Genomic DNA, 25,911 nt, shown 5'->3' on the forward strand with positions numbered 1-25,911 from the left:
ATCGGAGCTGTATACTGTGTCGAAGAAAGCGGGGGCTCATTTTGGAAGTACTCAGAATTTCGCCCCGGGGTTACTGCTACGGCGTAGTCGATGCCATGGTATTGGCTCGTCAGGCAGCCAGAAATCTGGACTTACCCCGGCCTATTTATATATTGGGCATGATTGTGCATAACAGTCATGTCACCAATTCCTTTGAAGACGAAGGAATTATTACACTGGACGGCCCGAACCGTATGGAGATTTTAAGCCAGGTAGAGAGCGGCACTGTTATCTTCACTGCTCATGGCGTATCACCAGAGGTTCGCAAGCTGGCACGAGACAAGGGGCTGACTACGGTAGACGCGACTTGCCCTGATGTCACAAAGACGCATGATCTGATTCGGGAAAAGTCTGCCGAAGGCTATCAGATTGTTTATATTGGTAAAAAGAATCATCCAGAGCCAGAGGGAGCTATTGGTATTGCTCCTGACCATGTTCATCTGATTGAAAAGGAAGAAGAGATCGACAGTCTTACGTTACCAGCTGGCAAAATCCTTATCACGAATCAGACGACCATGAGCCAATGGGACATCAAGCACATTATGAAAAAGCTGCTGGAGAAGTTCCCGGGTGCTGAGATACACAATGAAATCTGTTTGGCGACGCAGGTACGTCAGGAAGCGGTAGCTGAGCAGGCTGGGCAGGCGGATCTGGTGATCGTTGTCGGTGATCCGCGCAGTAACAATTCAAACCGATTGGCTCAGGTTTCGGAGGAGATTGCTGGTACAACAGCTTATCGTATTTCTGATGTAACCGAGCTGAAGAGAGAGTGGCTTGAAGGTGTAGCCAAAGTGGCTGTGACTTCTGGGGCTTCGACCCCGACACTGATTACCAAAGAGGTTATTACGTATTTGGAGCAGTATGATGCGGCTAACCCGGATACGTGGGAGATTCAGCGAACCATAGATATGAAAAAACTACTGCCTCCTGTACGAGAGAAGTCAAAAACAACGAAATAGTATATGATTGATTACAGCCGTTATTCGGATACAACCATCCGGATAGCGGCTTTTTAAATTGTTTTAATTTGTAGATATTTTCCGGTTAGCTTCGCTAAGTTAGAATATTGAATAATTCGGGATAATTAAGCCTTGACGAGTATAGCTAAAACAGGTATAGTTACTTTAACGAATAAAAGCTTAAAAGCGAACAAGCGTCTAAGTGTCATAATATTAACCTGTATGTTGGTTTATAAAATATGTTTTATAGAGAGGAAGAAAAAAATGATCGTTATCGCTGGTGTTCAAACACCTGAAGAGCATATTCAAGCTATTGTTGAAGTTATTGAGAAAGAAGGATTGCAGGCTCATGTATCAAGGGGATCGGATCGCACGATCATCGGACTGATCGGTAGCGTAGAGCCCAAGCTGGCTGAACATCTGCGTCAAATGAAAGGCGTAGAAAATGTGGTTAAAATATCGAAGTCCTATAAATTGGCCAGCCGTGATTTTCATCCGGAAAATACGGTTATCTCTATTAAAGGTGTAAATATCGGCGGGGGCGAGCTTGTCATTATGGGTGGACCATGTGCTGTTGAGTCTGCTGCACAGATAGATGAAATTGCCGGATTGGTCAAAGCTGCAGGCGCGCAAGTTCTCCGTGGGGGTGCTTTTAAGCCGCGTACAGGGCCATACAGCTTCCAAGGAACGGGTGTAGAAGGTTTAATCATGATGGCTGAGGCGGGGCAAAAGCACGATCTCTTGACCATCACAGAGGTCATGACACCTGAATACGTAGACATTTGTGCGGAATATGCCGATATCCTGCAAGTAGGTACTCGTAATATGCAAAACTTCGATCTGCTGCGCAAGTTGGGTACTTGCGGCAAGCCAGTGTTGCTCAAACGCGGTTTTAGCTCGACTTATGACGAGTTCTTGAATGCTGCCGAGTACATCTTGGCAGGTGGCAATCCGAATGTTATGCTGTGTGAGCGCGGTATTCGTACATTCGAAACCTACACTAGAAATACGCTCGACTTGTCCGCGATCCCTGTTTTGCAACAGTTGAGCCATTTGCCGGTCATTTCCGATCCTAGCCATGGCACAGGTAGACGTGAACTGGTTGTTCCTATGACGAAGGCTTCGGTAGCTGCCGGAGCGGATGGTTTAATTATTGAGATGCATACAGACCCCGACAACTCGATGACGGGTGACGGCGTACAATCCCTGTTCCCAGATCAATTTTCAGATTTGCTAAAAGATTTGGAAATATTGGCTCCTGCTGTGGGGAAAACATTTCACACGCCTACTACCATTGCTTAAAACCAATGTTTAACATTAATGCATAAAAGTTTTGCCGCAACGCAGCAATGAGTTTTAAATTGCCTAAAAGCCCGATGTTTCGGGCTTTTTGTGCTATTCAAATGTTATCAAGGGCGTAAGCATATCTAACATTAGTTTAAAAAATACCTTACATAGCTATTGACCCGTGTCATGTTTGAGATTTATAATGACGACAGAAAAAAACATTCGATCATGAACATTTCAGGGTTGTATAAGACTTAATGTTCGGAAAAATTGGGAGGAAGAAGACATGTCCGTTGAAAACGTATTGAAAACAATTCAGGAAAATAATATTGAGTGGGTAGATTTTCGTTTTGTAGATTTGTCTGGTCGTGCTCACCATATTTCATTGCCAGCTTCCGAAGTAGATGAAGAGACATTTGTTAACGGTGTTGCTTTCGACGGTTCTTCCATTCCCGGCTATCGTGGCATTGAGGAATCCGACATGGTTATGCTGCCCGATCCAGAAGCGGTTTTTATCGACCCTTTCACTCAGCATCCTACACTGAATATCCTGTGTGACATTGCTACGCCAGACGGCGAAAAATACGACCGCGATCCTCGCGGCATCGCAAAAAAAGCTGAGGCATTTCTGCAATCGGCAGGAGTGGGCACAGCAGCATTTTTTGCACCTGAGTCCGAGTTTTTCATCTTTGATGATGTACGCTACGAAAGCGGCATGAACAGCTCCTCCTTCTTCGTAGATTCCGAGGAAGCAGCTTGGAACACGAACCGTAAGGAAGAAGGCGGCAACCTGGGCTTTAAAGTGGGGGTGAAGGGCGGATATGTACCTGTAGCGCCAGTAGACACCCAACAAGATATCCGTAGTGAAATGTGCCGTTTGCTTGAAGAAGCAGGTCTGAGAATTGAGCGCCATCACCATGAGGTAGCTACGGCAGGCCAAGCGGAAATCAACTTCCGTTTTGATACACTCAAGAAAACAGCAGACAACCTGCTCGTTTATAAATACATTGTACACAACACAGCTCGTCAATATGGTAAAGTGGCAACATTCATGCCGAAACCGATTTTTGGGGATAACGGAAGCGGTATGCACGTTCACCAATCTATTTTCGATGGCGACACTCCTTTGTTCTATGAAAAAGGTGGTTATGCTAATCTGAGCGAAATGGCTCTTCATTACATTGGCGGTATTCTGTACCACGCACCTGCGTTGATCGCTTTGACCAACCCAAGCACCAACTCGTTCAAACGTCTCGTTCCTGGCTACGAAGCACCAGTTAACCTGGTATTCTCCAAAGGTAACCGTTCTGCGGCTGTACGTATTCCAGTAGCAGCTGTTACTCCTAAAGGCTGTCGGATCGAGTTCCGTACACCGGACTCCACAGCTAACCCTTACCTTGCCTTCTCAGCAATGCTGATGGCGGGTCTGGATGGCATCAAGCGCAAACTGAACCCAATCGAATTGGGATATGGTCCACTTGACAGCAACATCTACGAGCTGTCTGATGCTGAAAAAGGTAAAATTCGTAGCGTACCTGGTTCATTGGATGAGGCTCTGGACGCTCTGGAAGCTGACTACGAATTCTTGACTGAAGGCGGCGTATTTACGAAGGACTTTATTGATAACTATGTAGAGCTCAAACGTTCTGAAGCTAAATCGGTGAACATCCGTGTTCATCCACACGAATACAGCCTGTATTTTGACTGCTAATAAGTCGATAGCATAGCTGCTTTGAATAACAAGCATTAGCTTACGGGTAACAGTTGTTATTCAAAATAGGTCTCCGGTCTTATGTCGGGGACCTTTTAATATTAAAGTGAAAATCACAGAATAAAGATGTTAAATATGTTAACATTCACAACTCTGTCACATCATAAATGAAATTGAAAACATTTTTATACAAGTCTTGAACGCATTTATGAATACTGCTATCATAGCGATAATATCCACACCAGAGTAGAGAAGGGATGGGAATTTGTTGAGTAAGAGAGCCTACAATTTTAATGCAGGACCAGCGGCATTGCCGCTCAAAGTACTAGAACGTGTACAAGCTGAATTCGTAGATTTCCAGGGAACAGGGATGTCGATCATGGAAATGTCTCACCGTGGAGCTGTGTATGAATCTGTTCATAATGAGGCGCAGGAACGCCTGTTATCTTTGCTGGGCAATCCACAAGGCTACAAGGTGTTATTCCTACAAGGTGGCGCAAGTACGCAGTTTGCGATGCTGCCTTTAAATTTCTTGAGCGAAGGACAGACTGGGAGCTATGTAATGACAGGTAGCTGGTCGGACAAGGCATATAAAGAAGCCAAGCTACTGGGCAAGGCTCATGTTGCTGCATCCTCCGCTGATGAGAAGTACATGCGTCTTCCGAATGTGGATTCCTTGGACTTGCCTGAGAATACTGCTTATGTGCATATGACGTCCAACGAAACGATTGAAGGTACACAATTTAAGCAATTCCCGGATACGGGTTCCGTACCCTTGATTGTGGACATGTCCAGTGATATTTTTTGCAAGCCTTTCGATGTTACTCAATTTGGATTGATTTACGCTGGCGCACAAAAAAATCTGGGACCTTCTGGTGTGACGGTCGTGATTGCCCGTGAAGAGTTGCTGACTTCCTCACCGGACAATATTCCTACGATGTTGCGTTATAGCACATATGAAAAAAATAACTCTCTCTACAATACTCCCCCATCCTTTGCCATATACATGGTGAATGAAGTGCTGAAATGGATTCAGGAAGAAGGCGGTTTGGAAGGCATTGAGCGTGTGAACCAGCAGAAAGCTGCTTTGCTATACAACCGTATTGACAGTAGCGAAGGCTTCTATCGTGGTTGTGTGGACAGCGCTGATCGCTCTATCATGAATGTAACCTTCCGCCTCGCGAACGAGGATCTGGAAAAACAATTTATTAAGGAATCCGAACAGGCCGGGTTTATCGGACTGAAGGGGCATCGCAGTGTAGGAGGGCTTCGCGCCTCGATCTACAATGCTGTTCCACTGGAGAACTGTCAAGCATTAGCCGAGTTTATGGACGGATTCAAGCAACGTAACAGTTGATTACACGGACATATATTTCGATACACGATATTTGAAATCGAAAATGTAAATGTAGAGCCTTCCCTGAATGTGTATAGGGGAAGGCTTTTAGTGGTGTGGGTTGAAATTTTTGTCGTTTGATGTTCATATCTGTCTGATTTTGTTAAAATAAAAGAATGTGTATGTTTTCAATGTATACACTTTGGTTAAACTGTAGGTTATTTGTCTGATGAATTTAAAATGAAGGGAACGAAACGTGATGCCATTACATATTGTGCTTGTCGAGCCGGAAATCCCGGCTAACACAGGGAATATTGCTAGAACGTGTGCTGCAACCGGAACTCATCTACATCTGGTGAAGCCACTGGGCTTCCGTACCGACGATGCTACGTTAAAACGGGCCGGACTTGATTATTGGTATGCTGTCCACATTGAATATCATGAGTCTTTTGCTGAAGTGCAGGAGAAATATCAGGAAGGTCGCTTTTTTTATGCGACGACCAAAGCGAATCAGCGATATAGTGATATTGCATTTCAGGATGGAGACTTCTTGGTATTTGGTAAAGAAACGAAAGGTTTGCCGCCAGAGCTGCTAGCTGCTAATCCAAATACATGCATCAAGATGCCTATGTCAGATAAAGTAAGATCTCTAAACTTGTCGAATTCCGCTGCGATTATCGTATATGAAGCGTTGAGACAAATGGATTTTCCAGGTTTATCGTAAAGAACATCGAGTGAACAAGTATAAATGCGAATAAAGAACCAGGACCTTAGTTGGTAATAAAAGTTTCACCTATATTGCTCAAATCTACATGATAGTGGAACTAAATAAGGGTTGTATGGTCAAAAATTTGCGAAATTTCTCAGCGAGGGCTAATGATAATTGGCTTTCCGGTCGATAAAAATATTACAGACATTCTGTACCATACTTTGATATGGTTCATGATTTTATGAAAAAATGTAATAAAATTTCCTGTGATCAGCAGGATTCGACAAAAAGACAGCGAATACTACATAAAGAATAGTGTCTTTGTACCTAGTTTTTCGCATGGTAAGAAATTTGTAAGTTATTACTCAATAGGAGAGGTGTACGATCACGATGAAACCTGCCGGTGTGGTACGTAAAGTTGATCAGCTGGGGAGAATAGTTTTGCCTAAGTCACTGCGTAAAAGATATCAAATGAATGAGGGAGATCCTGTCGAAATTTTGGTTCAGGGTGACCACATTATTTTGGAGCGTTATCGTCCAAAATGTGTATTCTGCGGGTCAGTAGAACAAGTGAACGATTTCAAAGACCGTTATATTTGTGCTCAATGCCTGACAGAAATGACACAGTATTCCTCCTAAATGAGGCAAAAGCATCACGACATTCGTTCGTGATGCTTTTTTTCGGATTGAGCCGTACGTCGGCAAGCATATTTAATTTGTTAGCAGACTACACATAGCTATTTATAGAACAAAAAATGAGTAGGGACTGGACGCAAATTACCATCTGACGGTTTGTTTACGACTCGACCGTTAAGTATAAGCGACGAGGAACCGCCTCCGTCCAAATTATAGGCATCTTGAACACCTAGATTGTACATTTTTCCTTGCAGTTCTTCGAGCGTCGCGCCCGAACCCCCGCTTTCATTGTAGCCGTCTACGACAATAATGAGCAACTGATCATCTTTGTAGTTGCCAATGACCGTACGTGGGGCCCGCTTGGGGGAGACTTTCCATTTGTCAGGAATAGGCATTTTTTGTCCCCTTTGCAGCAGGACGGGAACGAAGGTAGCACCAAAGGCAGGCTTTAAGCTGTCAAGAGCACCTTGACTGTAAAATTTGCCACCGATAAGCTTGCCATCGTTACTCAGTCCGACGAAGGACAAATCCTTAAAACTGGACTGAAAGCCAGTAAGGTAGTGGCCGTTCAAGACAGTAGTGCTTAATGGATAGCGTTTGCCGTCTCCATCCGCAAAGCCGCCTGCATTGATGCCTGCAATAGCTCCGTGTCTCAAGACTGCACGCATGGTGGTTTCGGAGCCACCCAATTTGTCACTTCCCAAAGACATTTTCATAGCAGTAGGATCTTTAAGTTTGACCTTCATAGCGTAGCCATGATAAATTCCCGGGTTTACCTTAAATAATTCAATGGTAATCCGATTGCTATCTACCCGCTCATAGGGAACCCCCAGTTTGGCGGTGATGCGTCGATCATAGATAATCGCGGGCCGCTTGGACTGCGTAGAGGCAGTCACGACAAGCTGATTCATCGTTTGAGTCGTTTGCTTGTATAGCTCAGAAGTCCGGCGAATTGTAGACAAGGTGTATGTTGCCGTTTGCTTGGCTTCATCAAGCTGCTTGCCTACTGATTGCATTTGTAGAGTGGCTTCAGCTTTTTGCAAACTCAAAGAAGTAGACCCAGGAAAGCTCAATGAGGGATGCACTAACAAAATATACCCCAACAAGCCGATAAAAGGAGCAAGGGCCAACATAAAGAACCGGTTCACTTGTTTTGCGTCTACATTCATTTTAGCAAGTCCATTTTTTTCTGAAGTGTATTGAGCTGCTGCTTGACTTCGTTTAATTGGGTATACAGTTTGTTGCTGTTATCGGTCTTATTGTTTGCATTATCCTTCGTAAAGGTCAGTAGTTCATTGAAGGACTGGACTTTGCCCTGCAATCCGCTAACTTCCTTGGAAAGAGCAGTCAGTTGCTTTTCATAGTCAGATTTGAGTGCTTGAATCTGTTGGTCTGTATGGGTTTGCATCTCGTTTAGCATTTGCTGTTTCAAGTGATTGCTATACAGATAGGTTGCGAGAGCACCTAGTATAATAAGAATGAACCAAAATAGCAGAAAAGCCTTTACGGGTAACCCCTTTCTTGAATTGCTCCGCCGAGCTTCGGCAGGAGGACGTTCAGGTGAAGCTTGCATACGATTTTCAACTCCCGTGTAAAGTCAAATTTCCAGTCCTTTATTTGCAGTACCAATTCTATCATGGGCCTATTTATTTCGCAAAAGCGAAATAGTCGTATAAAAATATTGGAAAAAGAGATTGCATCGGAAGGAAGTCCTAGGATACAATTTCCTTAAACGTTTTTCGCTTCCTATACGTTCACATTCGCGCAATTTCTACATATGCAATCCCTAATTTTAGAATTATTTTCGCTACTAACTATGTATTTTTTTGTAAACTCAGGAGGTTTAGATATGAGAAAAGTATGGCAGGTGGTCATCATAGATATCCATCCTACAAGTATGCTGGGAACAAAGCTTATTTTGGAAGACCAGCAGGATTTGCTTGTCAGAGGGATGTCTTCCTCCGGAACGGAAGGCTTGGAGCTGGCTTGCTCCATTCGACCGGAAATCATTTTAATGGACTACAGGTTGCCTGAGGGAACGGCGGAACCATTTTTGACACAAATGCGGGCCTTGTCTCCGGACAGCCATATTGTTATTATGACGGATGAGGATAATATTACGTTGTTTCAGCAGCTAATTTCGCTTGGAGCAAATGGAATGTTATCCAAACAGGCATCACCGAGCCAGTTAATCCATCTGATCAACGGTTTGCGCGAAGGATTTGCTTCTTTACCGATGGATTGGATTCGATGTGGAAATTGGCCCTTTATGCCGTTAATGGCGTCCGAGCCTTTTGACGAATTGACACAAACCGAAGTGTTTATTATGGAACGTATTGTACAAGGAATTACATATGACAAAATTGCTATTGAGATCGAAGTTAGCCGGCGCTCCATTGATAATTATCTACGTAAAATTTATGCGAAATTAGGCGTGTCCAGCCGGGCGCAGGCGATTGAACGTTATGCCTTATATGCGCGTCAGATGAAGCAGCTATACGCCTGACGCGTCAGCCCGGAGATCATGACCTATTTTTCAGGAGAAGGAGGATGTTCATGCAATATTCCTTTGCTTCACGAACGGCTGCGATGTTGGCTTCTCCAGTGCGTCATATCCGGGAAAATGCGAGAAGACACTCCTTTATATCTCTGGCTGAAGAACTACCTGCACAAGAGCTGTTTCCGGTGAAGCTGCTGGAAGAAGCGGCCCATGATGTGTTTGGCTCCGGCCCTGACGCCCTCCAGTATGGTGAACCGGAGGGCTATTTCCCTTTGCGAGCATGGCTTGCGGGAGAGTGGGAACAGCGTAAAGGAGTAAGAGTACCACCAGGTCAAATCCTCCTCACGACAGGCAGTCAGCAGGCCATTGACCTGATCATAAGGCTGATGGTGGATGAGCGTGATCCGGTATTGGTCGAAAACCCTACGTCTCCTGGATGTTTACAAGTGCTATCTATGCAGGGTGCGCAGATCGTTCCTGTAGAATCAGATGGGGAAGGTGTCATTCCTGATAAGCTTGAAGCTTTAATGATCCGTTATCGACCCAAGCTTTTTTTTGCCACGCCGACGTTTACGAATCCGACGGGCTCCTTATGGAGCGCGGCTAGGCGGCAGGAAATTTTGGACCTGTGCAGGCATCATGAGGTGCTAGTAGTTGAGGATGATTCTTATGGTGAATTGCATTTGAAGCAAAAAAATGAGTTCCATGACAAGAGTCCACATGGTCAGAGTCGAAAATTTGCAGAGACTTACCCCTCTCTATTTGCGCTGGATCATGCGGGTCAGGGCGGCCAAGTGCTCTATATCGGTTCGTTCAATAAAACAGTTGCTCCTGCGCTGAGAACGGGTTGGGCTGCTGGTCCTGCACCGCTGATTGAAGGGATGTACGCCTTGAAGCAGCTGGCCGATATGCAATCCAGTACGATGAACCAACGGCTGCTGTTCCAATTGCTGACCAGCTCGCGTTTTCAATGGCATGAGCACTTAGCGATGCTGAACAAGGAATATTCGACTCGACTTCAATTAATCTTGGAGCTGCTCAAGCGCCCGTTTTGGAAAGACGTGACGTATCATATTCCGTCCGGTGGCATGTATGTATGGGTGCAGTTGCCCGATGGGCTGGACAGCGCATTGCTGCTAAAGGCGGCGTTACCCAAAGGCGTAGCCTTTATGCCAGGTGCGCTATGTGCGGTTGGCAGTGAAGGCGCGTCCCATATTCGCCTTAATTTTAGCCATCCGGGCCGTGAGCAATTGCTTATGGGCATGAATCTGATCGGTGAGACGATTAGCGAATTTACTGCGCGGAGCTAGCGAAAACCATCGCCCCATGTCAGTCATCCTCCGCTTCCACAACAACGGTGGAGTAAGTGATTGGCGCTTCCGCAATCTGGAGCTGTCCACTGTCCTCGTCAAGCTTTGCGGCCATTTCAGCGGCCGTTTTTATGCCATGCTCTTGCAGTACTGCCGCATACTCGTTCAGGGCAGCTTCGCCAAACGGAGTCAGTCGATAGCGGCCGCGGGATACGCGCTCAAACCAGCCGTAGTAGTTGTGCTGAAGTACGGCAGCAGCTGTGCTGACGGCTGCTATGCGAGCGAGCTGCGCCGGGGCAGCTTCCCCCAAGCCCTGCAAGGCTGCGGCTACGCGCAGCGCTTTTTCCCGGTAGGCAGTGACCAGCTTGCGTCGGGTGCTGCCGCCGGTATTGTGGTCACCGCTGCGTGCGTGAAATTCCCGCAGCAGCTTTTCCTTGCGCGAGCCGTGGCGTACCGTTGCTGCATTGTGGACATTGTCGCTATGCGCCGCAGGCTTACACAGTACCTCAACGAGCGGCGGCTTCGTTTTGAAATGGGTGACGGTGAGCAAGCCAAGTCCCAACTGGCGGCACAGTCCGACCAGCTCGTTCCAGCGTTGATTCACGGCCCCTTTTTTGGCACGATTTCGTTCTACAGCTACATATACATTGCTGCTTAGTTTCAAACGCTGCATGCCTTGCAGCACAAGCGCCAGGTTAAACGTCTTTTTGATCTCCACAATCAATGGTGTCTGTTGCCCTGGCTTGATACCCACCAAATCGCAGTTGCGCACCTCTCCTTTGACTTCATATCCCAAGTTCTCAAAAAAGGCTTTCACCGGAGCGTACAGCTCCGTCTCATGCCGAACCGCCATGACTTCTCCCGCTCCTTTATCCCATTATTCCGAGCTTATATTGTACCATATTGCGTCAGGTCCGCGTTGTTGTTGTATATTTTAGCACAGTGTATCCCTTGGTTTTTTTGAAAAAGCAGAGAGACCTGTCACAAAAAATAGGTCAATTCTGAAATCAATCTGCATAGGTATGTATTACACTTTTTTTAAGGGGATTGCATCATATCCTGAAAGGCGTGACGAGTGTAGCCATAATCATCAGGAGTGGAGGATAGTCATTACGCAGTCATGGGAGGAACCGAGCATGAATATTTTTGAACGCGTTGCGGAGTACCGGGCGGAAAACAACCGTCTGGCCTGGAGCGGCACTTTTAGAGAGTATATTGAGATACTCAAGAAAGACCCGACGCCGGCGATGACAGCTCATGCACGGGTTTACAAGATGATTGAATCTTTTGGTGTAGAAGAGGTTGGGGGACATAAGCGATACAAATTTTTTGAGCAGGAGATCTTTGGACTGGATCGAGCGCTAGAAAAGTTGGTGGAGGAATATTTCCATTCCTCAGCCAGGCGGCTTGATGTTCGCAAGCGTATCCTTCTTTTGATGGGACCCGTCAGTGGGGGGAAATCGACACTGGTCACGTTGCTAAAACGTGGTCTGGAGAAATTTTCAAGAACGGATCAGGGAGCCGTATACGCGATTGAAGGCTGCCCCATGCACGAGGACCCGCTTCATCTGATTCCCCATGAGCTGCGTCCCGATTTTGAAAAGGAGCTGGGTGTACGGATTGAAGGTAATCTCTGCCCATCCTGCCAGATGAGATTGCGCACGGAATTTGATGGTGATATTGAAAAGGTCCGCGTGGAGCGGGTATTTATATCTGAAGAAAACCGGATTGGTATTGGTACGTTCAGCCCTTCTGATCCGAAGTCACAGGATATTGCTGATTTGACGGGCAGCATCGACTTTTCCACGATTACAGAGTATGGTTCGGAATCTGATCCGCGTGCGTATCGGTTTGACGGAGAATTGAACAAAGCGAATCGTGGACTGATGGAGTTTCAGGAAATGCTGAAATGCGATGAGAAGTTTTTGTGGAATTTGCTTTCTCTGACCCAAGAGGGAAATTTTAAGGCTGGGCGGTTTGCGCTCATCAGTGCAGATGAACTGATCGTGGCTCACACCAATGAATCCGAGTATAAAAGCTTTATTGCAAACAAAAAGAACGAGGCGTTGCAATCACGGATGATTGTAATGCCGATTCCTTATAACCTGAAAGTATCTGAGGAAGAAAAGATTTACGCCAAGCTCATTGACCAAAGTGATATGAGACATATCCACATTGCGCCTCATGCGCTGCGAACGGCTGCCATTTTCTCCGTGCTTACCCGCTTGAAGGAGACGAAGAAACAGGGGATGGATCTGGTCAAAAAGATGCGCATGTATGACGGTGAAGAGGTCGAAGGATACAAGGAAGCCGATCTGAAAGAAATGCAAAGTGAGTTTCTGGAGGAAGGTATGTCCGGGGTAGACCCGCGGTACGTCATTAATCGTATTTCTAGTGCATTGATTAAGCAAAATGTGGAATCCATCAATGCCCTGGACATTTTACGAGCAATTAAGGATGGTCTGGATCAACATGCCTCCATCACAAAGGAAGAACGGGAGCGGTATCTGAATTTCATTTCCGTGGCTCGTAAGGAATATGACGAATTGGCGAAAAAAGAAGTGCAGAAGGCCTTTGTGTACTCTTTCGAGGAATCAGCCAAGACGCTGTTTGACAACTATTTGGATAACATCGAAGCTTTTTGCAATTGGGCGAAAATTCACGATCCGCTTACAGATGAGGAACTCGACCCGGATGAGCGGCTCATGCGCTCTATTGAGGAGCAAATCGGGGTATCGGAAAATGCGAAAAAAGCGTTCCGTGAAGAAATATTAATCCGTATTTCCGCGTATTCTCGCAAGGGACGAAAGTTTGAGTATCATCATCATGATCGGCTGCGAGAAGCCATTGAGAAGAAGCTGTTTGCCGATTTGAAGGATATTGTGAAGATTACGACTTCGACCAAAACGCCTGACGCTAATCAGCTCAAACGGATGAATGAGGTGATTAAGCGACTGATTGAGGAGCACGGCTACACAGGAGCCAGCGCCAACGATCTGTTAAGGTATGTAGGTAGCCTCCTGAATCGGTAAGACGAATAATAAACAAGTACAGTATGGTGAAACCATGGGTTGATTTGGATGGTGTCATACGGTTGTGAGGTATCCGATGAACGTGTTTCGTAGAGGGAATTCGGCAAGCACAGGGGATTTCAGGTGCTGCCGGATTCTTTTTTTGTATCATTAAGCAGTTGAGTTTCTATATATTTTTTCTGAAATTGCTATGAAAAAAATCATAATCAATCTTCTGCTTTTTTAACATTTTCTAAAAAGTTGCCGATAAATATGGTAATGTAAAATCTATGTAAACTATTATTTGGAGGAACTTATGATTCATGTCGCGGAGAGTAGATTAAAACAGATACAATATATTGGTATTACTGATGATGATTTGGCTTTATTGCATCATTATCAGGGACTATTCCAAAAAATCTATTGTGAATGAGGTGGTCGATCGGTTTTATGAGCATGTAGAAAAGGTTCCGCATCTCATGTCGATTATTTCCAAATGGTCGAATATTGAGCGACTAAAACAAACACAACGTGAATACTGGCTTTCTCTCGCAGATGGAAAAATAGATGATCAGTTTATCGAGCACCGTCTTTTTGTGGGGCAGGTACATTCCCGAATCGGACTGTCCTCCGATTATTATTTAGGCACTTACATTGCTTATCTTGATATTGCAGTCGACATTTTAAAGCGTTCGGGGATAGAGGATTGGTTTTCTATTGTGCATGCTCTTTCCAAAATGTTCAACCTGGATTCCCAGCTTGTACTGGAAGCTTATCAGGAAAAGGAAAAGGAACAAATCAACGAGCTGGCCGACGAACAAACGCAGGTGCTGACCGTTGTGTCCCGAATTGCGCAAAATTTGACCGGGATGATTGCTGAGCTTAGGGAAAATACGGATAATATCGCGGAGAGTGCCTGCAACACTGCTTCTTCGCAGGAACATACAGAGGAATTGGTACAGCATTTGAGTGACGAGATTAAGCATATTGAGCAGATGAGCGGTACGATCCGGGAACTGTCCGATCAGACTCATCTGCTGGGACTGAATGCGGCGATTGAGGCTGCCCATGCGCAGGAAGCAGGGCGCGGGTTTCAAATTGTGGCACAGGAGGTGCGAAAGCTTGCATCTAATTCGAAGCAAGCACAGGAGCAAATTCAGCGCAAGGTGCTGGATATTGCCCGTATGCTTGACAGTGTGCAATCCGAAACAGCTGTCACAACAGCCAGTGCCCGGCAACAGGCTTCCAGCTCAGAGGAATTGGCTTCGTTCACAAAGCTGATCGAAAACATGGTGAAGGAATTGGAAATGCTGCAGCACTCCTCGGAAATGCTAAAGGTGTAAGATGTGGCTTGAAGGCTATCCTTACGTTGGAGGCTTCACTACTGTAACGATTCAGTCATAGACTTTTTCCATTCAATATGAGCCGCAAGTACTCTTTTCCATAACTCGTCCCGTTCCTGGCGACTGTAGTTAACGAGCGGCTCGCCAAATACATCTGCCAACACTTCCAGCCACTGCGACTTCTTATCCAGTTCTATTTTTTCCAAACTGTGTAGCCCGCGTCTTTTCCAAATACATCCTCTGAGTTCATTCGCCTCTAATGCTTGCCTTTGCCGAATCAGAAACAGGTTAACCCATGGAGATTCCGCTGAGCGGCTATAAAAATGATGTTTCGGCATAAATTCTTCCAAATCCTGAACAACCGCAGGGGCAAAATCAACGCCAACAAATGAAGCAAGTGAGTCATGCTCTAAGCGCCAACCTTTTGTAACAACTCCGGATTCCATAACTTTATAATGAAGAGGGGTTTGTTCATAAGTCCCCATACGGAGTGGAAGAGGCTCATATGGCATATCGCCTAGCCCGACATCAACAATCCATACTTCATCTTCATGATGCTCATTTAGCAAGTTCACTGTTAGCCCAAGATGAAATGAATTAATGCGTGGTTCAGCTCCCAGAGGTTGTACCCCGGCACGATGCAGAGAGACTTTGTACCCTAGTGAATATAGTAGTGCACTAAAGGCACCATTCAGATGAAAACAATAACCACTTCTCCCATGTAGAATGAGTTGAATGGATTCTCGAAAACCAATGGCTGCCGGCTTCCTTGCAAAAATATCCAATGTTTGCCATGAAAGATGTTTTACATGAGCCTTATGCAGCTCAACTAAATAGGAAAGGGTAGGAGGCTGAATTTCGGGAATTCCGATTCTGTTTAAATAAGCTTTTATTTCTTCTATTGTCATGGTGTACATGTACCATCACCTCTATTGTTAGTTTCCCAAATTCTCTTCTCGAAACCATGGAGCATTGAGTCTTAGCATCATTGTAGAAGGGGGAAGTGCTGTTTACAATGCTATATATTTTTGGTTGTACCGGTACAGTCAGCAATTCGATTGGCTTTAGCGGCATGCGCTTTTCCTGTAGCTGGTTGTCAGAACACAAAAAAACAGACCGCTTCATCGGGTCTGTTTTTTTGTTTAGTTCCAAGCTGACAGATTATAAGAGCGATCTAAGTTCACGTCGGTATTTGTTCAAATGCGCGAACGACGGAATGACTCGCTTGGCAGAACGGAAGCCGCCTATTCTGATATTGCGGACCACATGATAGGGAGAGATCAATAGTGCGTGAAGCAGATGCAAATCATGGGTGCTCAATGGACGATATCGTTGATAGTAATCTATCGCGCGCAGCATCTTTGTCCCATTCCAAAGACAATTCCGATGAAGAAGATGGGAGAGATCTTCCATCCTTACATGTAGGGAGCAATTTTCAAAGTCGATCATATGGATTTTGAGCTGTTTGTCTTTAATCAGATTGGGATAATTATAGTCGCCGTGTATAAATGCGGCGGCTTTTTGCTCCTGAGCAATGGCTTCTCTAACTTTGGGCTGCTGTAGGCGATGGGACACTTCCTCACAAAGAGCTACGAGGTGTGCTGTGCCTCTGTATGGGATGAGGCGTTTTTTGTATCCAGCTATTTCATCGCTCAAGCCTTCATAACGGATTCTAGATGGCGGAGCTTCAGTGACAGGAAAGCCCACGGCACTGGAATGGAATTTGGCTAAAGTAGCAATTCCCTTTTTGAAGTCTATTCTTTTTGTGAATTCTGGTCTGAGTCCATGAACCCAATTGGTTAATGTATACGAAACACCTTCATAGGTCATGTAAGCCGCTCGTTGTACTGTTGGATAGACCTTTTGGCTGCGTGTAAACCCGCGCTCATCCAAGTAGGACAAGACACGTGTAATAAAACGGATCTCTTCTTCCGGGAATTTGTAGGGTTTTAAGCAATAAGTCGTATTAGCGGTCTCAATCTTGTGAATGTCCTTCATTTGACGGCTACGCTGAATTTTGATTCCGTACATCTGCTCAACGTTCGATAAAATCGACATTTTGCTCCTCACTTTCTTTTATGCATGAGCCCACTCCTGCAAAATATGGATGATTTGTAATCGAAGAGGCCACGACTGATCCCAATTGTCCAGGATTTCGCGATCTCTTGAACGATTCGGGTGTCGGGAAGCATGCCAGGCTTCTCGTGGTAGTTTATATAAAGCTGTAACAATCTTCCGTTCAGTACGGCTTAGCGGTTTGCGTTTTTGGTATGCCTTCAGCAAGGATTGCACAAATTCAGGGTTGAATTGAGTCGTATTCATAAGGGCCTTTGCCAAATCAGCATAGGCTGAGCCGATCTTAACCCGATCCCAATCAATGATTTTGAGATGACCGTCATCCGAAATAATGACATTCGGGGTAGTGATATCACTGTGTATCAAGGAGGGATGCCGATGTTCCATCCGAAGCAGCCTGATAATGGATGCATCTTGCAAATCCTTCCATGCTCGCCTGGATAAACGTTTGCAGTCTTCGCCGTGAGCATTGTACCAGTTGCGGTACGTTTTATCATGGCGACTGGTTTTTGTCATTTTTTTTTGAAAAAGACGATCCTGGTTTTTCCATATCCGCAATTGTTGAATGGTTGGAGGGGACTTTCCTTTATCTATCTGATGCAAGCCGGTGGAGGTGGCGTGAAGTGTGGCAAGTGCCCGCCCCAGTTTTTCGAAATCTTCAGCGGTCTCCAGTCCCCGTCCTTTGATCCACTGACTTACATAAAATGGCGTTCCCTGATACAGAGTCCATAACTTGCCGGAATGAGTGGGGAGCCATGCGGGCATGTAGGTATACTTTCTCTTTTTCAAAAGCCTGATATGGCTCGCAGCTCGTTCCATCTGTTGAATCGTATTTGAACGGACCATCTTTGTACGACTAAAGGGCTTTAGTGCATAAGTTCCCTTTTTCGTTTTCACCTGGATCACTGCATTTTTTCGGTATAATGATGAGACTAAGCTTGATTTTAACGGGATCAGGCCGAAACGACGGGTGATTTTGCGAATCTGTGCTTTAGTATAGGATTTCGCCATAAGAACCTCACTTGACTTTGGATTGAAGAAAAAAGGTAATCCTCTGTTAGTTATCAGTCTATTCATGAAGAAATAATAGGTGCAGTTTTATGGAGCCATCTTCGTTCTTTTCCTGTGTCACATTGGTCAAAAAAACGGAGCAGCGAAAGTTCGCTGCTCCGTTTTAATTAGCTCTGTATTTAGTTACCCTAATTATGACCTGGGTAATTAATATTCGTTGTCATCATCATCGTCTGTATCCACGATTGCGCCAGATGATGCATGGATATCAAGCTCAACGGTTCCTTCGTTGGTGAGTACCTTTACCTCGTAGATGAATTGTCCATCTTCCTTATCCAATTTAGAAGACAAAAGGGTACTCCCGGGCACGTGCTTAAGCGCGATTTGTCCAGCCTGCTTTTCAGTCAGGGTGATGTGATTTGGCTTGTTAAGGGAGGACTCGTTATTAGAGTCATGATCAAGCTCAGAATGGGAACGGATGGTTTTCCCGGTATGAGCATCAATATCTATATCCCAATCTTTATCCCCTTGCTGGAGATCCACCTCATAGTAGACTTTTCCGTTCTTGCGCTCCAGTTCGACATCTTCAACTTGTGCATTATTCCCCACAGCCTTCTTGGCAATGTTGGCAGCGGCGGTCGCTCCAATAAGGCCCGTAGGTTTAGCGGCCCATACGGCATTCGCTGAGACACCCGTAACCGTAACTCCAAGCAGAACCGTAGCTGCCATAATTCCTAATGTATAGTTTTTTTTCATTACATTGTTCCTCCTTGTGCTATAAGCATGAATACAGCTTATCTCTTAAACATGAGAGGAACATAATAGAATCATGAGAAAACCATGAGAAAACATGAGCTGAGATGATCATCAAGTCGTCATGATTCGTCGTGCTCCTGTTTTGCTTTTTCCCACGTTATAGAGTCGATAGAGCCCGATACTGCATTGACCTGTACCACTGCTTCACGCCCATTTTTCACCTCAACCTCAACCAGATAATAGAGGCCTTTGTCGTTGCGGTGAAGCTCAATATCATCGGATGTTCCGTTAACTGCTTTGGCAGCAAGCTTGGCTGCTTCTTTCTCTGTAATAACGAGAGAAACCGGGTCAGGTTTATTAGCTGGATTCGATGTGTCTCTGGTTGGTGAGTTACCGGGATTGTGGTCTTGGGGCTCCTGCTTCACATCTGTATAAGCTTGTGTCCGCTTAATGGAGTCGATGACACCGTCATAGGCATTGGCTTTTATATCGTACTTCCCTTTGGCGCGTTCCAGCCTGATCAGATAAAAATCACCCAAGCGTTGGGATTCGAGCACCTCGCCGGGATACTGATGCAAAACGGATTGGATGACGACCTTTTCTTCCAATGGAGAAGCTGCTAACGACCGTGCCCAAGGCCACTGTAAAAGACAAATTGTAATCAATACAGCCGCCAGCGTACCCCCAATCATCCACACATAGATGGCTTTCATCGTTATTCCCTCCTTTGGCTTATTATTTTGGAACGGTAGGGAGGATGATCGTTGCCGTTGTTCCGCTCCCCTCTACACTTTCTAGCCCAATTTGAGCATGTATAGCTTGTGCAATTCCTGTAGCCAATGATAAGCCTAGTCCAGTCCCACCTTCCTCGCGGCTTCTGGCTTCATCCACACGATAGAAGCGGTCGAATACTTTAGATAACTTTTCTTCTGGGATTCCAATTCCTTGATCTGTGATTCTTATGCAGGGTTGAGCTGTATCGCCTATCGTATCAATCATCAGGTGTATCGACTCGTCACTGTATTTGCGTGCATTATCCAAAAAGATAAATAGGAGCTGCTTCAGCTTATTTTCATCGGTATAGCCAATGCAGTCTGCCTGTACATCCAGTTGAATTTGTCGGGCGAACGCATTTTCAAATGTAGCCTTTAATTCTGTCGCTATTCTGGTCAGGCGTACAGGCTCCAGCACGACATTCCACTGTTCTTCGTTTCTGGCCAACAGAAGAAGCTGCTCTGCCATGTCCTTCATTCGGATCGCCTCGGAATGGATCGCTTCAACGGATTCGGCAAAAATCTTGGGATGCTGCAACCCCCGCCGTTTGAGCAGGCTGGCATAACTTTCAATAATGGTGAGTGGCGTCTTCAATTCATGGGACGCATTAGATACAAATTGTTCTTGCCTGACGAAATTTCGCTCCAGTAGTTCAATCATGTCATTAAATGTTTCACCCATTTCGACCAGTTCGTCGCGTGATGATGAATGGAGCGGAAGACGTTTGAATTTCCCGCTGCGCTGAATTTCTTTCATCGTGCTAATCATAGATGCAATTGGACGTGTAATCAGTCTGCCGAGCAGTCTTCCCGATACCACGACAGGAATGAGCGCAATTCCAGTGACAGCAACAAGTACGATTCTGAGTACCTGTAGCGTCTGCATCGTCGGTTGCAGACTTTCGGTCACCTGGAGATTGACAACCTCGCCATTGGTCCAAATCATGGGGAGCGATACAAGAATGTAACGGTTGCTTTCATAGGTAATGATGCGAACCTGCCGTGTTTCATCAAAAACGCCCTTCATCAAGCTAAGAGATTGCTCGGAAGAAGAGGTGATAGGGGGAAGAAAGTCGCCTTCTGGTTTCATTAGCCGAAGCATGCCATCCAGCGGTACATAGGCTCGGAGAAGATCCTCAGCGGCTACGGATACCGGAGCACGTTGAATCCCACGAATCATGTTTTCTGCTGCGGCCTCTACCTGGTCTTTTCGACTGTCTATCGAAAGTTGGCTGAATAGGAAATAGACTGAGAAGTTAATGGCCACAAGTAAAATCCCGAATAATAACGAGGTATACGTATGGATTTTGTTTTGTAGCTTCATAAGGATTCCTTCAGAACATAACCAATTCCGCGTACAGTATGGATCAGCTCAGGGAGCTGGCGCGTAGGGTCGATTTTATTGCGCACGTAGCGAATATACACATCGACCACATTGGTATCGCCCATATAATCTATGCCCCATACATTCTCCAGTAATTGTTCACGGCTAAGTACCTGCCGCTGGTGTCTGAGTAAATGAACGAGCAAGTCAAACTCTCGCGGTGTAAGCTCAATGTTGTGCTCTCCCCGAAGAACTTCACGAGTACCTTCATGGAGACGTAAATCCCCGGCACTAAGCCATTTATCTACCACTTGTGGAGCCATGTCTTTCGTTGCACCCACTCTGAGTGCGGCCCGTACACGTGCAAGCAGCTCTTCGATCACAAACGGTTTGGTAACATAATCATTGGCTCCCAAATCGAGTCCCTCGACCTTATCTGCAATGGAACTTTTAGCCGTCAGCAAAATGACAGGAACGTTCGCATCATGCTTGCGAATCCTCCGAAGTAGCTCGATGCCATTGAGACCGGGAATCATAATATCCAACAACACTAGGTCCCAATTGCCTTTGCAATACGTCTCCAGCCCATCAATTCCGTTTTTTTCTTTACATACTTGATAGCCTTCAAATTGAAGTTCGATCTCTAGAAGCCGGGCAATCTTTTCTTCGTCTTCTACGATCAAAATAGATTGTTTCATGATCATGCCCTCCTGTAGGCGAATAGCCGATACGGAAGTATTTTAGCATATACGGACAGGTAAGACACTTCAAAGCGCAGGGCAGTGAGGGAAGAGATATTTATAATGCGTTATATTTCTTGACATTAAAAAGGGATAAAATGTAATGATAGCGCTATGATTTTGTTTTTTTATCCTTTATGCACAACAAATAAGCCTTTGTTTTGGTCAGAACGAACATTGTTTATGTTAGGAAAGTTGCAGTAACATAAGTTAAAACTATTCACCAGAACCGAAATAAGGGCAGACCGCGGGCTTGCCCTTTGTCGTCAGGAGCGTAAAATAAAATGAAGCGAAAGCAGGGGTTCAAAATGCATAAGCTTGGGATGATTACGATTGGGCAAGCCCCTCGGTCAGATGTGGCCCCTATCGTAGAAAGGGCGTTGGAAGGACGGGCAGAGCTGGTACAGGCTGGTGCGCTGGATGGGCTCTCATTGGACTATATACAACAGCATCTATCACCGTCACCGGGAGATTATGTATTAACCTCGCGCTTGACGACCGGGGAGTCGGAGGTCATTTCACGCGAAAAAATCCAGCCGCTGCTCCAGGAAAAAATCACACGTTTGGAGCAGCAAGGCATACGTACGATTTTGCTACTCTGTACCGGTGTGTTTCCTGGATTGCATACCCGAAGCGCTTTTCTAATTGAGCCAGATCATGTGCTTCCTCCTGTACTAAAGGCTATGTCCAGCGGAAGAAGACTAGGCCTCATTGGACCGCTCGAAGAACAGAAGAACAATCTCAAGCTTAAATTCAGTCCATATGGATTGAATCCAGAGTTTGCGGCGGTCTCACCTTACAGTGGCAGTGAGGAAGAATTTTGCCGAGCAGCCGGACAGTTCAAGAATCAAGCCGATCTGATCGTGCTGGATTGCATGGGCTATACGGAAACGCATAGAGAGCTAGCGGCGCATTACTCGGGGGTTCCCGTTGTATTGTCCAATGCCTTGATTGGCAAACTGGTATCGGAAATGGTGTAAGGAGCTAAAAATTGGAGGTAAGAACTATGAGTCAACAACGTATTGAAATCAGTAAAAATGTATTGCAAAAATGTTTGGGACTTACCGCTGGGGAGACGCTTCTGGTCGTAACCGACGATGATAAAAAAGAATTGGGCGAGTCCATATATGAGGCTGGCAAGGCACTGGGGGCAGAAGCAGCTATTTTGACGATGAAGGTTCGCTCCAAATCGGGCGAGGAGCCTCCAGTCCCTGTTGCCGAAGCCATGCTTCGTTCCAACGTTGTTGTATGTGTCACCCGGTATTCGCTGACACATACAAGTGCCCGTAAGCAGGCCGCAGCTGCTGGAGCACGCCTGGCGACCATGCCTGGCATGACAGACGATATGTTCATGAATGGAGCAATCGCTGCTGATTATCCGAAGGTCAAGGCGCTGACCGAAGAGGTAACCGCATTGCTGACTGCTGCCAAGCAGGTACGGATTGAAAAGGATGGATATAGCTTGAACTTTACCATAGAAGGGCGCAACGGCGTTCCCAGCACAGGTATGTATTTGAATCCTGGCGAATCGGGCAATCTGCCTTCCGGTGAAGCGTATATTGCTCCACTGGAAGGAACGGCACAGGGTCAGATTGTGGTGGACGGTTCTGTAGCAGGAATCGGTGCTTTAAAAGAGCCGCTGCTGCTGACGGTGATAAATGGCAGATTAATCGCCGCAGAAGGGGAAGCCGGACAGTCCCTGTTGGATATGCTCGGCGAAGGCGATGGTAGAATGCTGGCCGAATTTGGTATTGGAACGAATGATAAAGCCCGCATTACAGGTGTTGTGTTAGAAGACGAGAAAGTGTATGGCACGATTCATGTCGCTTTTGGCAGCAATAATACCTTTGGGGGAACTGTCGCTGCGGGTGTACATATTGACGGAGTCGTACAAAAACCGGATGTATATCTGGATGATCGTCTGATGATGAAGGCTGGTCAGTTGCTAGAGAGATAAAAGGGAGGAAGTTATCATGCTTGGAATGATCAGAGTGCTTACCATGCAGGACAAAGCAGCTATCGACCTTCACGGCCGGGTCATTGAGCAGCGCTACGGGCTGCCTGTCACCAGTGTATGTATCCCTGATCAGCCGAAAGGAATCTACGATGATATCACAGACCGGGAAGCGGTGCCTAAAATTGTGTTTGCGGCGCAACAACTCGTTGAACAAGGCTGTACGTCTATCGGTATTAGCTGCGCGGCTGATCCGGCGCTAGAGGAAACTCGTCAAACTGTATCTGTACCTGTATACGGGGCGGGGTCTTGTGCGGCACTCTTGGCTCTGACATCGGCCAGCCGTGTAGGCGTGTTGACCATTTTGGAGGAGGCTCCGCCGCTGATTCGCCACATTTTGGGCAATTCCTATATCGGTACAGAGCGTCCCATAGGTGTGCAGACGACACTGGACTTGAACACTCCACAAGGTAAAGAGGCGGCTATGGCAGCAGCGTTGCGGCTTCAGGAGAAGGGAGCTGAGGTCATCGTACTTGCCTGCACAGGTTTTGTAACGATGAACTTTGCGCCAGAGCTGGAGCGTACACTGGGTATTCGGGCTATTGATCCGATTGTGGCGTTGGGTGCAGCCGTGTCGCTAGCAGTTGCTTCGTGTGGAGAACAAGCAGGATAGTTCTTAAACCTCATTATAAATAGTTGAATATTAAAATAAACCGCCTTTTCCAGAAAAGGGCGGTTTATTTAGGTTCCATTGAGCTCCTAAAGATAGGAATGGGCTGGTGTGGATAGACTTGACCAAGCGGTAAAAGGTTTTGTTTTGTACACTTTTTTGGTACACTATCCTGAAAATTAGATGAAGTAAGGATTTTGCAAAATAAATAGCAGGGTGGTCTGTCTTTATGAAAATACCGGGTGTAACAGTTCAAGAGCTCATGGCAATACCCGTGTTGAAGGAGGCGAAGGTATTAAGCGGAGAACAGGGGCTAAGCCGGGTTGTCCGGTTTATTGACATTATGGAAGTCCCTGACCTGAAAGGCTGGGTCCGGGAAGGTGTATTGTTGATGACAACGGCTTATTCGATCCGTCATGAGCCTGAGGTATTGTGCCAAATTATTCAATTACTGCATCAGGGCGGAGCGGCGGCGCTTGTGATCAAGCCTACCCGCTTTCTCACGGAAATCCCTCATAGTGCGCTGGAAGAAAGCAATGCCTGCGGTCTTCCTGTGATTGAGATTCCAGCCGATATTCCCTATACGGATATTACGCAACGTGTCATGGATATGGTGTTGAACCGACAGGCAGAGCTGCTGCGACGTTCGGAAGAAATCTATCGAACGTTAACGACGATGGTGCTGGAGAACAGTGGCATACAGGCTGTAAGCGATAATATAGCAGAGCTTTTTAAAGCTCCGGTTGCTTTGATTGACAATGGAGGTCAAGCCATTGTCACTTCACCACAAGAATGGGATTGGACAAAGGTACAAGATGCTCGTCATTTTCCCATTAGTGTAGATAAACGCACAGTCGCCAAGTTGGTCATTGCGCGCAATGAGCTGGATGATATGGAGCAGGTTGGTATTGAGCAGGCACGGCTGGTGATGGCGTTAGAATTAATGCGTGAAAAGGCGGTAGAAGATACGGAAAGCAGACTACGGGGGAACTTTATAGATGAGCTAATGACACCTCCGTTGCCGCTGCGGCATGAGGTTGAGCGGAGAGGTCGTCAATTGGGATTTAACCCGGAAGATGACTGGGAGGTGGCTGTACTGGAAAGTGCTGCGGCTCCGCCAGAAGAGATTCTTTCTGGGCTACTGAGTATGGAATCGACCCGACGGCGTGTGGTATCTCATATTGAGTTTCGTTCAAATCGGGCGATATTATTTCTGCCAACTCTTCAGCAGAATGTACCTGGCTCTGATCAGGAAATGTCCTGGAGTGATACGCTGAAAAACTGGTCGACTGAAAAGGCCTGGGGTACCGCCGATTATTATTTAGGCATCGGAAGTGCCAAAAAGTTATGGGAGCTGCTGCAAAGCTACAATGAAGCACGTCGTGCCATTACTGTAGCCCAGCGGCTGTATCCTGATCAACGTGTATGCAAATACAGCGATATAGAGATGCACTATATGCTTGGAGAAGCGATGGACAAAGAGGAATTTTCAAATGTATTTGAACGCAAGCTGGGGAGACTTCAGCAATATGATCGTTCACATGGCAGTGACTTACTCAAAACGTTATTTTATTATTTGGAAAACAGGGGCAGTCTGGTAGATACAGCCAATTACCTTTTTATACATCGTAACTCAGTAAAATACAGATTAGAACGGATACGCGACATGACAGATTTTGATCTTAACGATCCACGTGAGCAGTTTATATGTCATACATGTCTGATTCATTATTATTTGCGGGAACATAGGTAGCTGGAGCGGTTTT

23 protein-coding genes and 1 pseudogene are annotated in these 25,911 nt (G+C 45.9%); 14 read left to right on the forward strand and 10 right to left on the reverse strand.

The features are described from left to right. The first annotated feature begins 41 nt into the window (after positions 1 to 41). From NLX74_RS01080 to NLX74_RS01105, 6 genes are all read left to right on the forward strand, one after another. The gene (locus NLX74_RS01080; protein ID WP_013309434.1) at positions 42 to 998 is read left to right on the forward strand and encodes a 4-hydroxy-3-methylbut-2-enyl diphosphate reductase; all 957 of its coding nucleotides are present in this window, start codon (positions 42 to 44) and stop codon (positions 996 to 998) included. 264 nt (positions 999 to 1,262) lie between these two features. Next, complete coding sequence (gene aroF, locus NLX74_RS01085; RefSeq protein WP_013309435.1) at positions 1,263 to 2,300, forward strand: 3-deoxy-7-phosphoheptulonate synthase; 1,038 nt, start codon at positions 1,263 to 1,265, stop codon at positions 2,298 to 2,300. 271 nt (positions 2,301 to 2,571) lie between these two features. Continuing rightward, on the forward strand, positions 2,572 to 3,996 hold the full coding sequence (gene glnA / locus NLX74_RS01090; protein ID WP_061829159.1) for a type I glutamate--ammonia ligase: 1,425 nt from the start codon (positions 2,572 to 2,574) through the stop codon (positions 3,994 to 3,996). 265 nt (positions 3,997 to 4,261) lie between these two features. Continuing rightward, positions 4,262 to 5,353 carry a 3-phosphoserine/phosphohydroxythreonine transaminase gene (gene serC / locus NLX74_RS01095; RefSeq protein ID WP_081112429.1) on the forward strand — a complete coding sequence of 364 codons (1,092 nt, stop codon included), beginning with the start codon at positions 4,262 to 4,264 and terminating at the stop codon, positions 5,351 to 5,353. 238 nt (positions 5,354 to 5,591) lie between these two features. Continuing rightward, the gene (gene trmL, locus NLX74_RS01100) at positions 5,592 to 6,056 is read left to right on the forward strand and encodes a tRNA (uridine(34)/cytosine(34)/5-carboxymethylaminomethyluridine(34)-2'-O)-methyltransferase TrmL (RefSeq protein WP_061829161.1); all 465 of its coding nucleotides are present in this window, start codon (positions 5,592 to 5,594) and stop codon (positions 6,054 to 6,056) included. Between the two features lie 375 nt (positions 6,057 to 6,431). Beyond that, positions 6,432 to 6,680: an AbrB/MazE/SpoVT family DNA-binding domain-containing protein gene (locus tag NLX74_RS01105; RefSeq protein ID WP_013309439.1), complete on the forward strand. Its 249-nt coding sequence runs from the start codon at positions 6,432 to 6,434 to the stop codon at positions 6,678 to 6,680. 98 nt (positions 6,681 to 6,778) lie between these two features. On the opposite strand, the gene NLX74_RS01110 is transcribed toward NLX74_RS01105, so the two are convergent. Beyond that, entirely contained in the window at positions 6,779 to 7,846 is a 1,068-nt protein-coding gene (locus NLX74_RS01110; protein ID WP_235307888.1) for a phosphodiester glycosidase family protein, read from the reverse strand. Next, positions 7,843 to 8,250 carry a hypothetical protein gene (locus NLX74_RS01115; RefSeq protein WP_013309441.1) on the reverse strand — a complete coding sequence of 136 codons (408 nt, stop codon included), beginning with the start codon at positions 8,248 to 8,250 and terminating at the stop codon, positions 7,843 to 7,845. The genes NLX74_RS01110 and NLX74_RS01115 overlap by 4 nt, the downstream gene beginning before the upstream one ends. Positions 8,251 to 8,526: 276 nt before the next feature. On the opposite strand from NLX74_RS01115, the gene NLX74_RS01120 reads away from it, so the two are divergent. Both NLX74_RS01120 and NLX74_RS01125 read left to right on the forward strand, forming a co-directional pair. After that, the gene (locus NLX74_RS01120) at positions 8,527 to 9,183 is read left to right on the forward strand and encodes a response regulator transcription factor (protein WP_023987808.1); all 657 of its coding nucleotides are present in this window, start codon (positions 8,527 to 8,529) and stop codon (positions 9,181 to 9,183) included. A 50-nt stretch (positions 9,184 to 9,233) separates the two neighbouring features. Beyond that, on the forward strand, positions 9,234 to 10,487 hold the full coding sequence (locus NLX74_RS01125) for an aminotransferase-like domain-containing protein (RefSeq protein WP_061829165.1): 1,254 nt from the start codon (positions 9,234 to 9,236) through the stop codon (positions 10,485 to 10,487). 19 nt (positions 10,488 to 10,506) lie between these two features. Here the strand turns inward: NLX74_RS01125 and NLX74_RS01130 are convergent, their stop codons facing one another. Continuing rightward, positions 10,507 to 11,340 carry a DUF2161 domain-containing phosphodiesterase gene (locus NLX74_RS01130; protein WP_254327713.1) on the reverse strand — a complete coding sequence of 278 codons (834 nt, stop codon included), beginning with the start codon at positions 11,338 to 11,340 and terminating at the stop codon, positions 10,507 to 10,509. Positions 11,341 to 11,623: 283 nt separating this feature from the next. Between NLX74_RS01130 and NLX74_RS01135 the strand changes: the two genes are divergently transcribed. After that, positions 11,624 to 13,519: a PrkA family serine protein kinase gene (locus NLX74_RS01135; RefSeq protein ID WP_254327714.1), complete on the forward strand. Its 1,896-nt coding sequence runs from the start codon at positions 11,624 to 11,626 to the stop codon at positions 13,517 to 13,519. A 295-nt stretch (positions 13,520 to 13,814) separates the two neighbouring features. Further along, a pseudogene (locus tag NLX74_RS01140) lies at positions 13,815 to 14,841 on the forward strand (protoglobin domain-containing protein). Between the two features lie 38 nt (positions 14,842 to 14,879). On the opposite strand, the gene NLX74_RS01145 reads toward NLX74_RS01140, so the two are convergent. From NLX74_RS01145 to NLX74_RS01175, 7 genes are all read right to left on the reverse strand, one after another. Beyond that, positions 14,880 to 15,758, reverse strand: a complete 879-nt coding sequence (locus NLX74_RS01145) for an arylamine N-acetyltransferase family protein (protein WP_254327715.1) — start codon at positions 15,756 to 15,758, stop codon at positions 14,880 to 14,882. A gap of 244 nt (positions 15,759 to 16,002) precedes the next feature. Beyond that, complete coding sequence (locus NLX74_RS01150; RefSeq protein WP_254327716.1) at positions 16,003 to 16,899, reverse strand: aminoglycoside phosphotransferase family protein; 897 nt, start codon at positions 16,897 to 16,899, stop codon at positions 16,003 to 16,005. Between the two features lie 18 nt (positions 16,900 to 16,917). Further along, entirely contained in the window at positions 16,918 to 17,928 is a 1,011-nt protein-coding gene (locus NLX74_RS01155; RefSeq protein WP_254327717.1) for an aminoglycoside phosphotransferase family protein, read from the reverse strand. Between the two features lie 207 nt (positions 17,929 to 18,135). Continuing rightward, positions 18,136 to 18,684, reverse strand: coding sequence for a PepSY domain-containing protein (locus NLX74_RS01160; protein WP_254327718.1), 549 nt, complete (start codon positions 18,682 to 18,684; stop codon positions 18,136 to 18,138). Between the two features lie 119 nt (positions 18,685 to 18,803). After that, the gene (locus tag NLX74_RS01165) at positions 18,804 to 19,397 is read right to left on the reverse strand and encodes a PepSY domain-containing protein (RefSeq protein ID WP_069291540.1); all 594 of its coding nucleotides are present in this window, start codon (positions 19,395 to 19,397) and stop codon (positions 18,804 to 18,806) included. 22 nt (positions 19,398 to 19,419) lie between these two features. Continuing rightward, complete coding sequence (locus NLX74_RS01170) at positions 19,420 to 20,781, reverse strand: sensor histidine kinase (protein ID WP_069291541.1); 1,362 nt, start codon at positions 20,779 to 20,781, stop codon at positions 19,420 to 19,422. After that, a complete protein-coding gene (locus tag NLX74_RS01175) occupies positions 20,778 to 21,479 on the reverse strand; it encodes a response regulator transcription factor (protein WP_076294949.1) in 702 nt (233 codons plus the stop codon). The genes NLX74_RS01170 and NLX74_RS01175 overlap by 4 nt, the downstream gene beginning before the upstream one ends. Positions 21,480 to 21,805: 326 nt before the next feature. On the opposite strand from NLX74_RS01175, the gene NLX74_RS01180 reads away from it, so the two are divergent. The 4 genes from NLX74_RS01180 (at position 21,806) to NLX74_RS01195 (ending at position 25,898) form a co-directional block, all read left to right on the forward strand. Then, positions 21,806 to 22,501: an AroM family protein gene (locus NLX74_RS01180; protein WP_254327719.1), complete on the forward strand. Its 696-nt coding sequence runs from the start codon at positions 21,806 to 21,808 to the stop codon at positions 22,499 to 22,501. A gap of 26 nt (positions 22,502 to 22,527) precedes the next feature. After that, a complete protein-coding gene (locus tag NLX74_RS01185; RefSeq protein WP_254327720.1) occupies positions 22,528 to 23,478 on the forward strand; it encodes an aminopeptidase in 951 nt (316 codons plus the stop codon). A gap of 16 nt (positions 23,479 to 23,494) precedes the next feature. Next, positions 23,495 to 24,148 (forward strand): aspartate/glutamate racemase family protein, encoded by a 654-nt coding sequence (locus NLX74_RS01190; protein WP_254327721.1) that lies wholly within the window; start codon positions 23,495 to 23,497, stop codon positions 24,146 to 24,148. 226 nt (positions 24,149 to 24,374) lie between these two features. Next, positions 24,375 to 25,898 (forward strand): PucR family transcriptional regulator, encoded by a 1,524-nt coding sequence (locus NLX74_RS01195; protein ID WP_254327722.1) that lies wholly within the window; start codon positions 24,375 to 24,377, stop codon positions 25,896 to 25,898. The last annotated feature ends 13 nt before the right edge of the window (positions 25,899 to 25,911 follow it).

The organism is Paenibacillus sp. MZ03-122A (genome assembly GCF_024213325.1).
Classification (GTDB): domain Bacteria; phylum Bacillota; class Bacilli; order Paenibacillales; family Paenibacillaceae; genus Paenibacillus; species Paenibacillus polymyxa_B.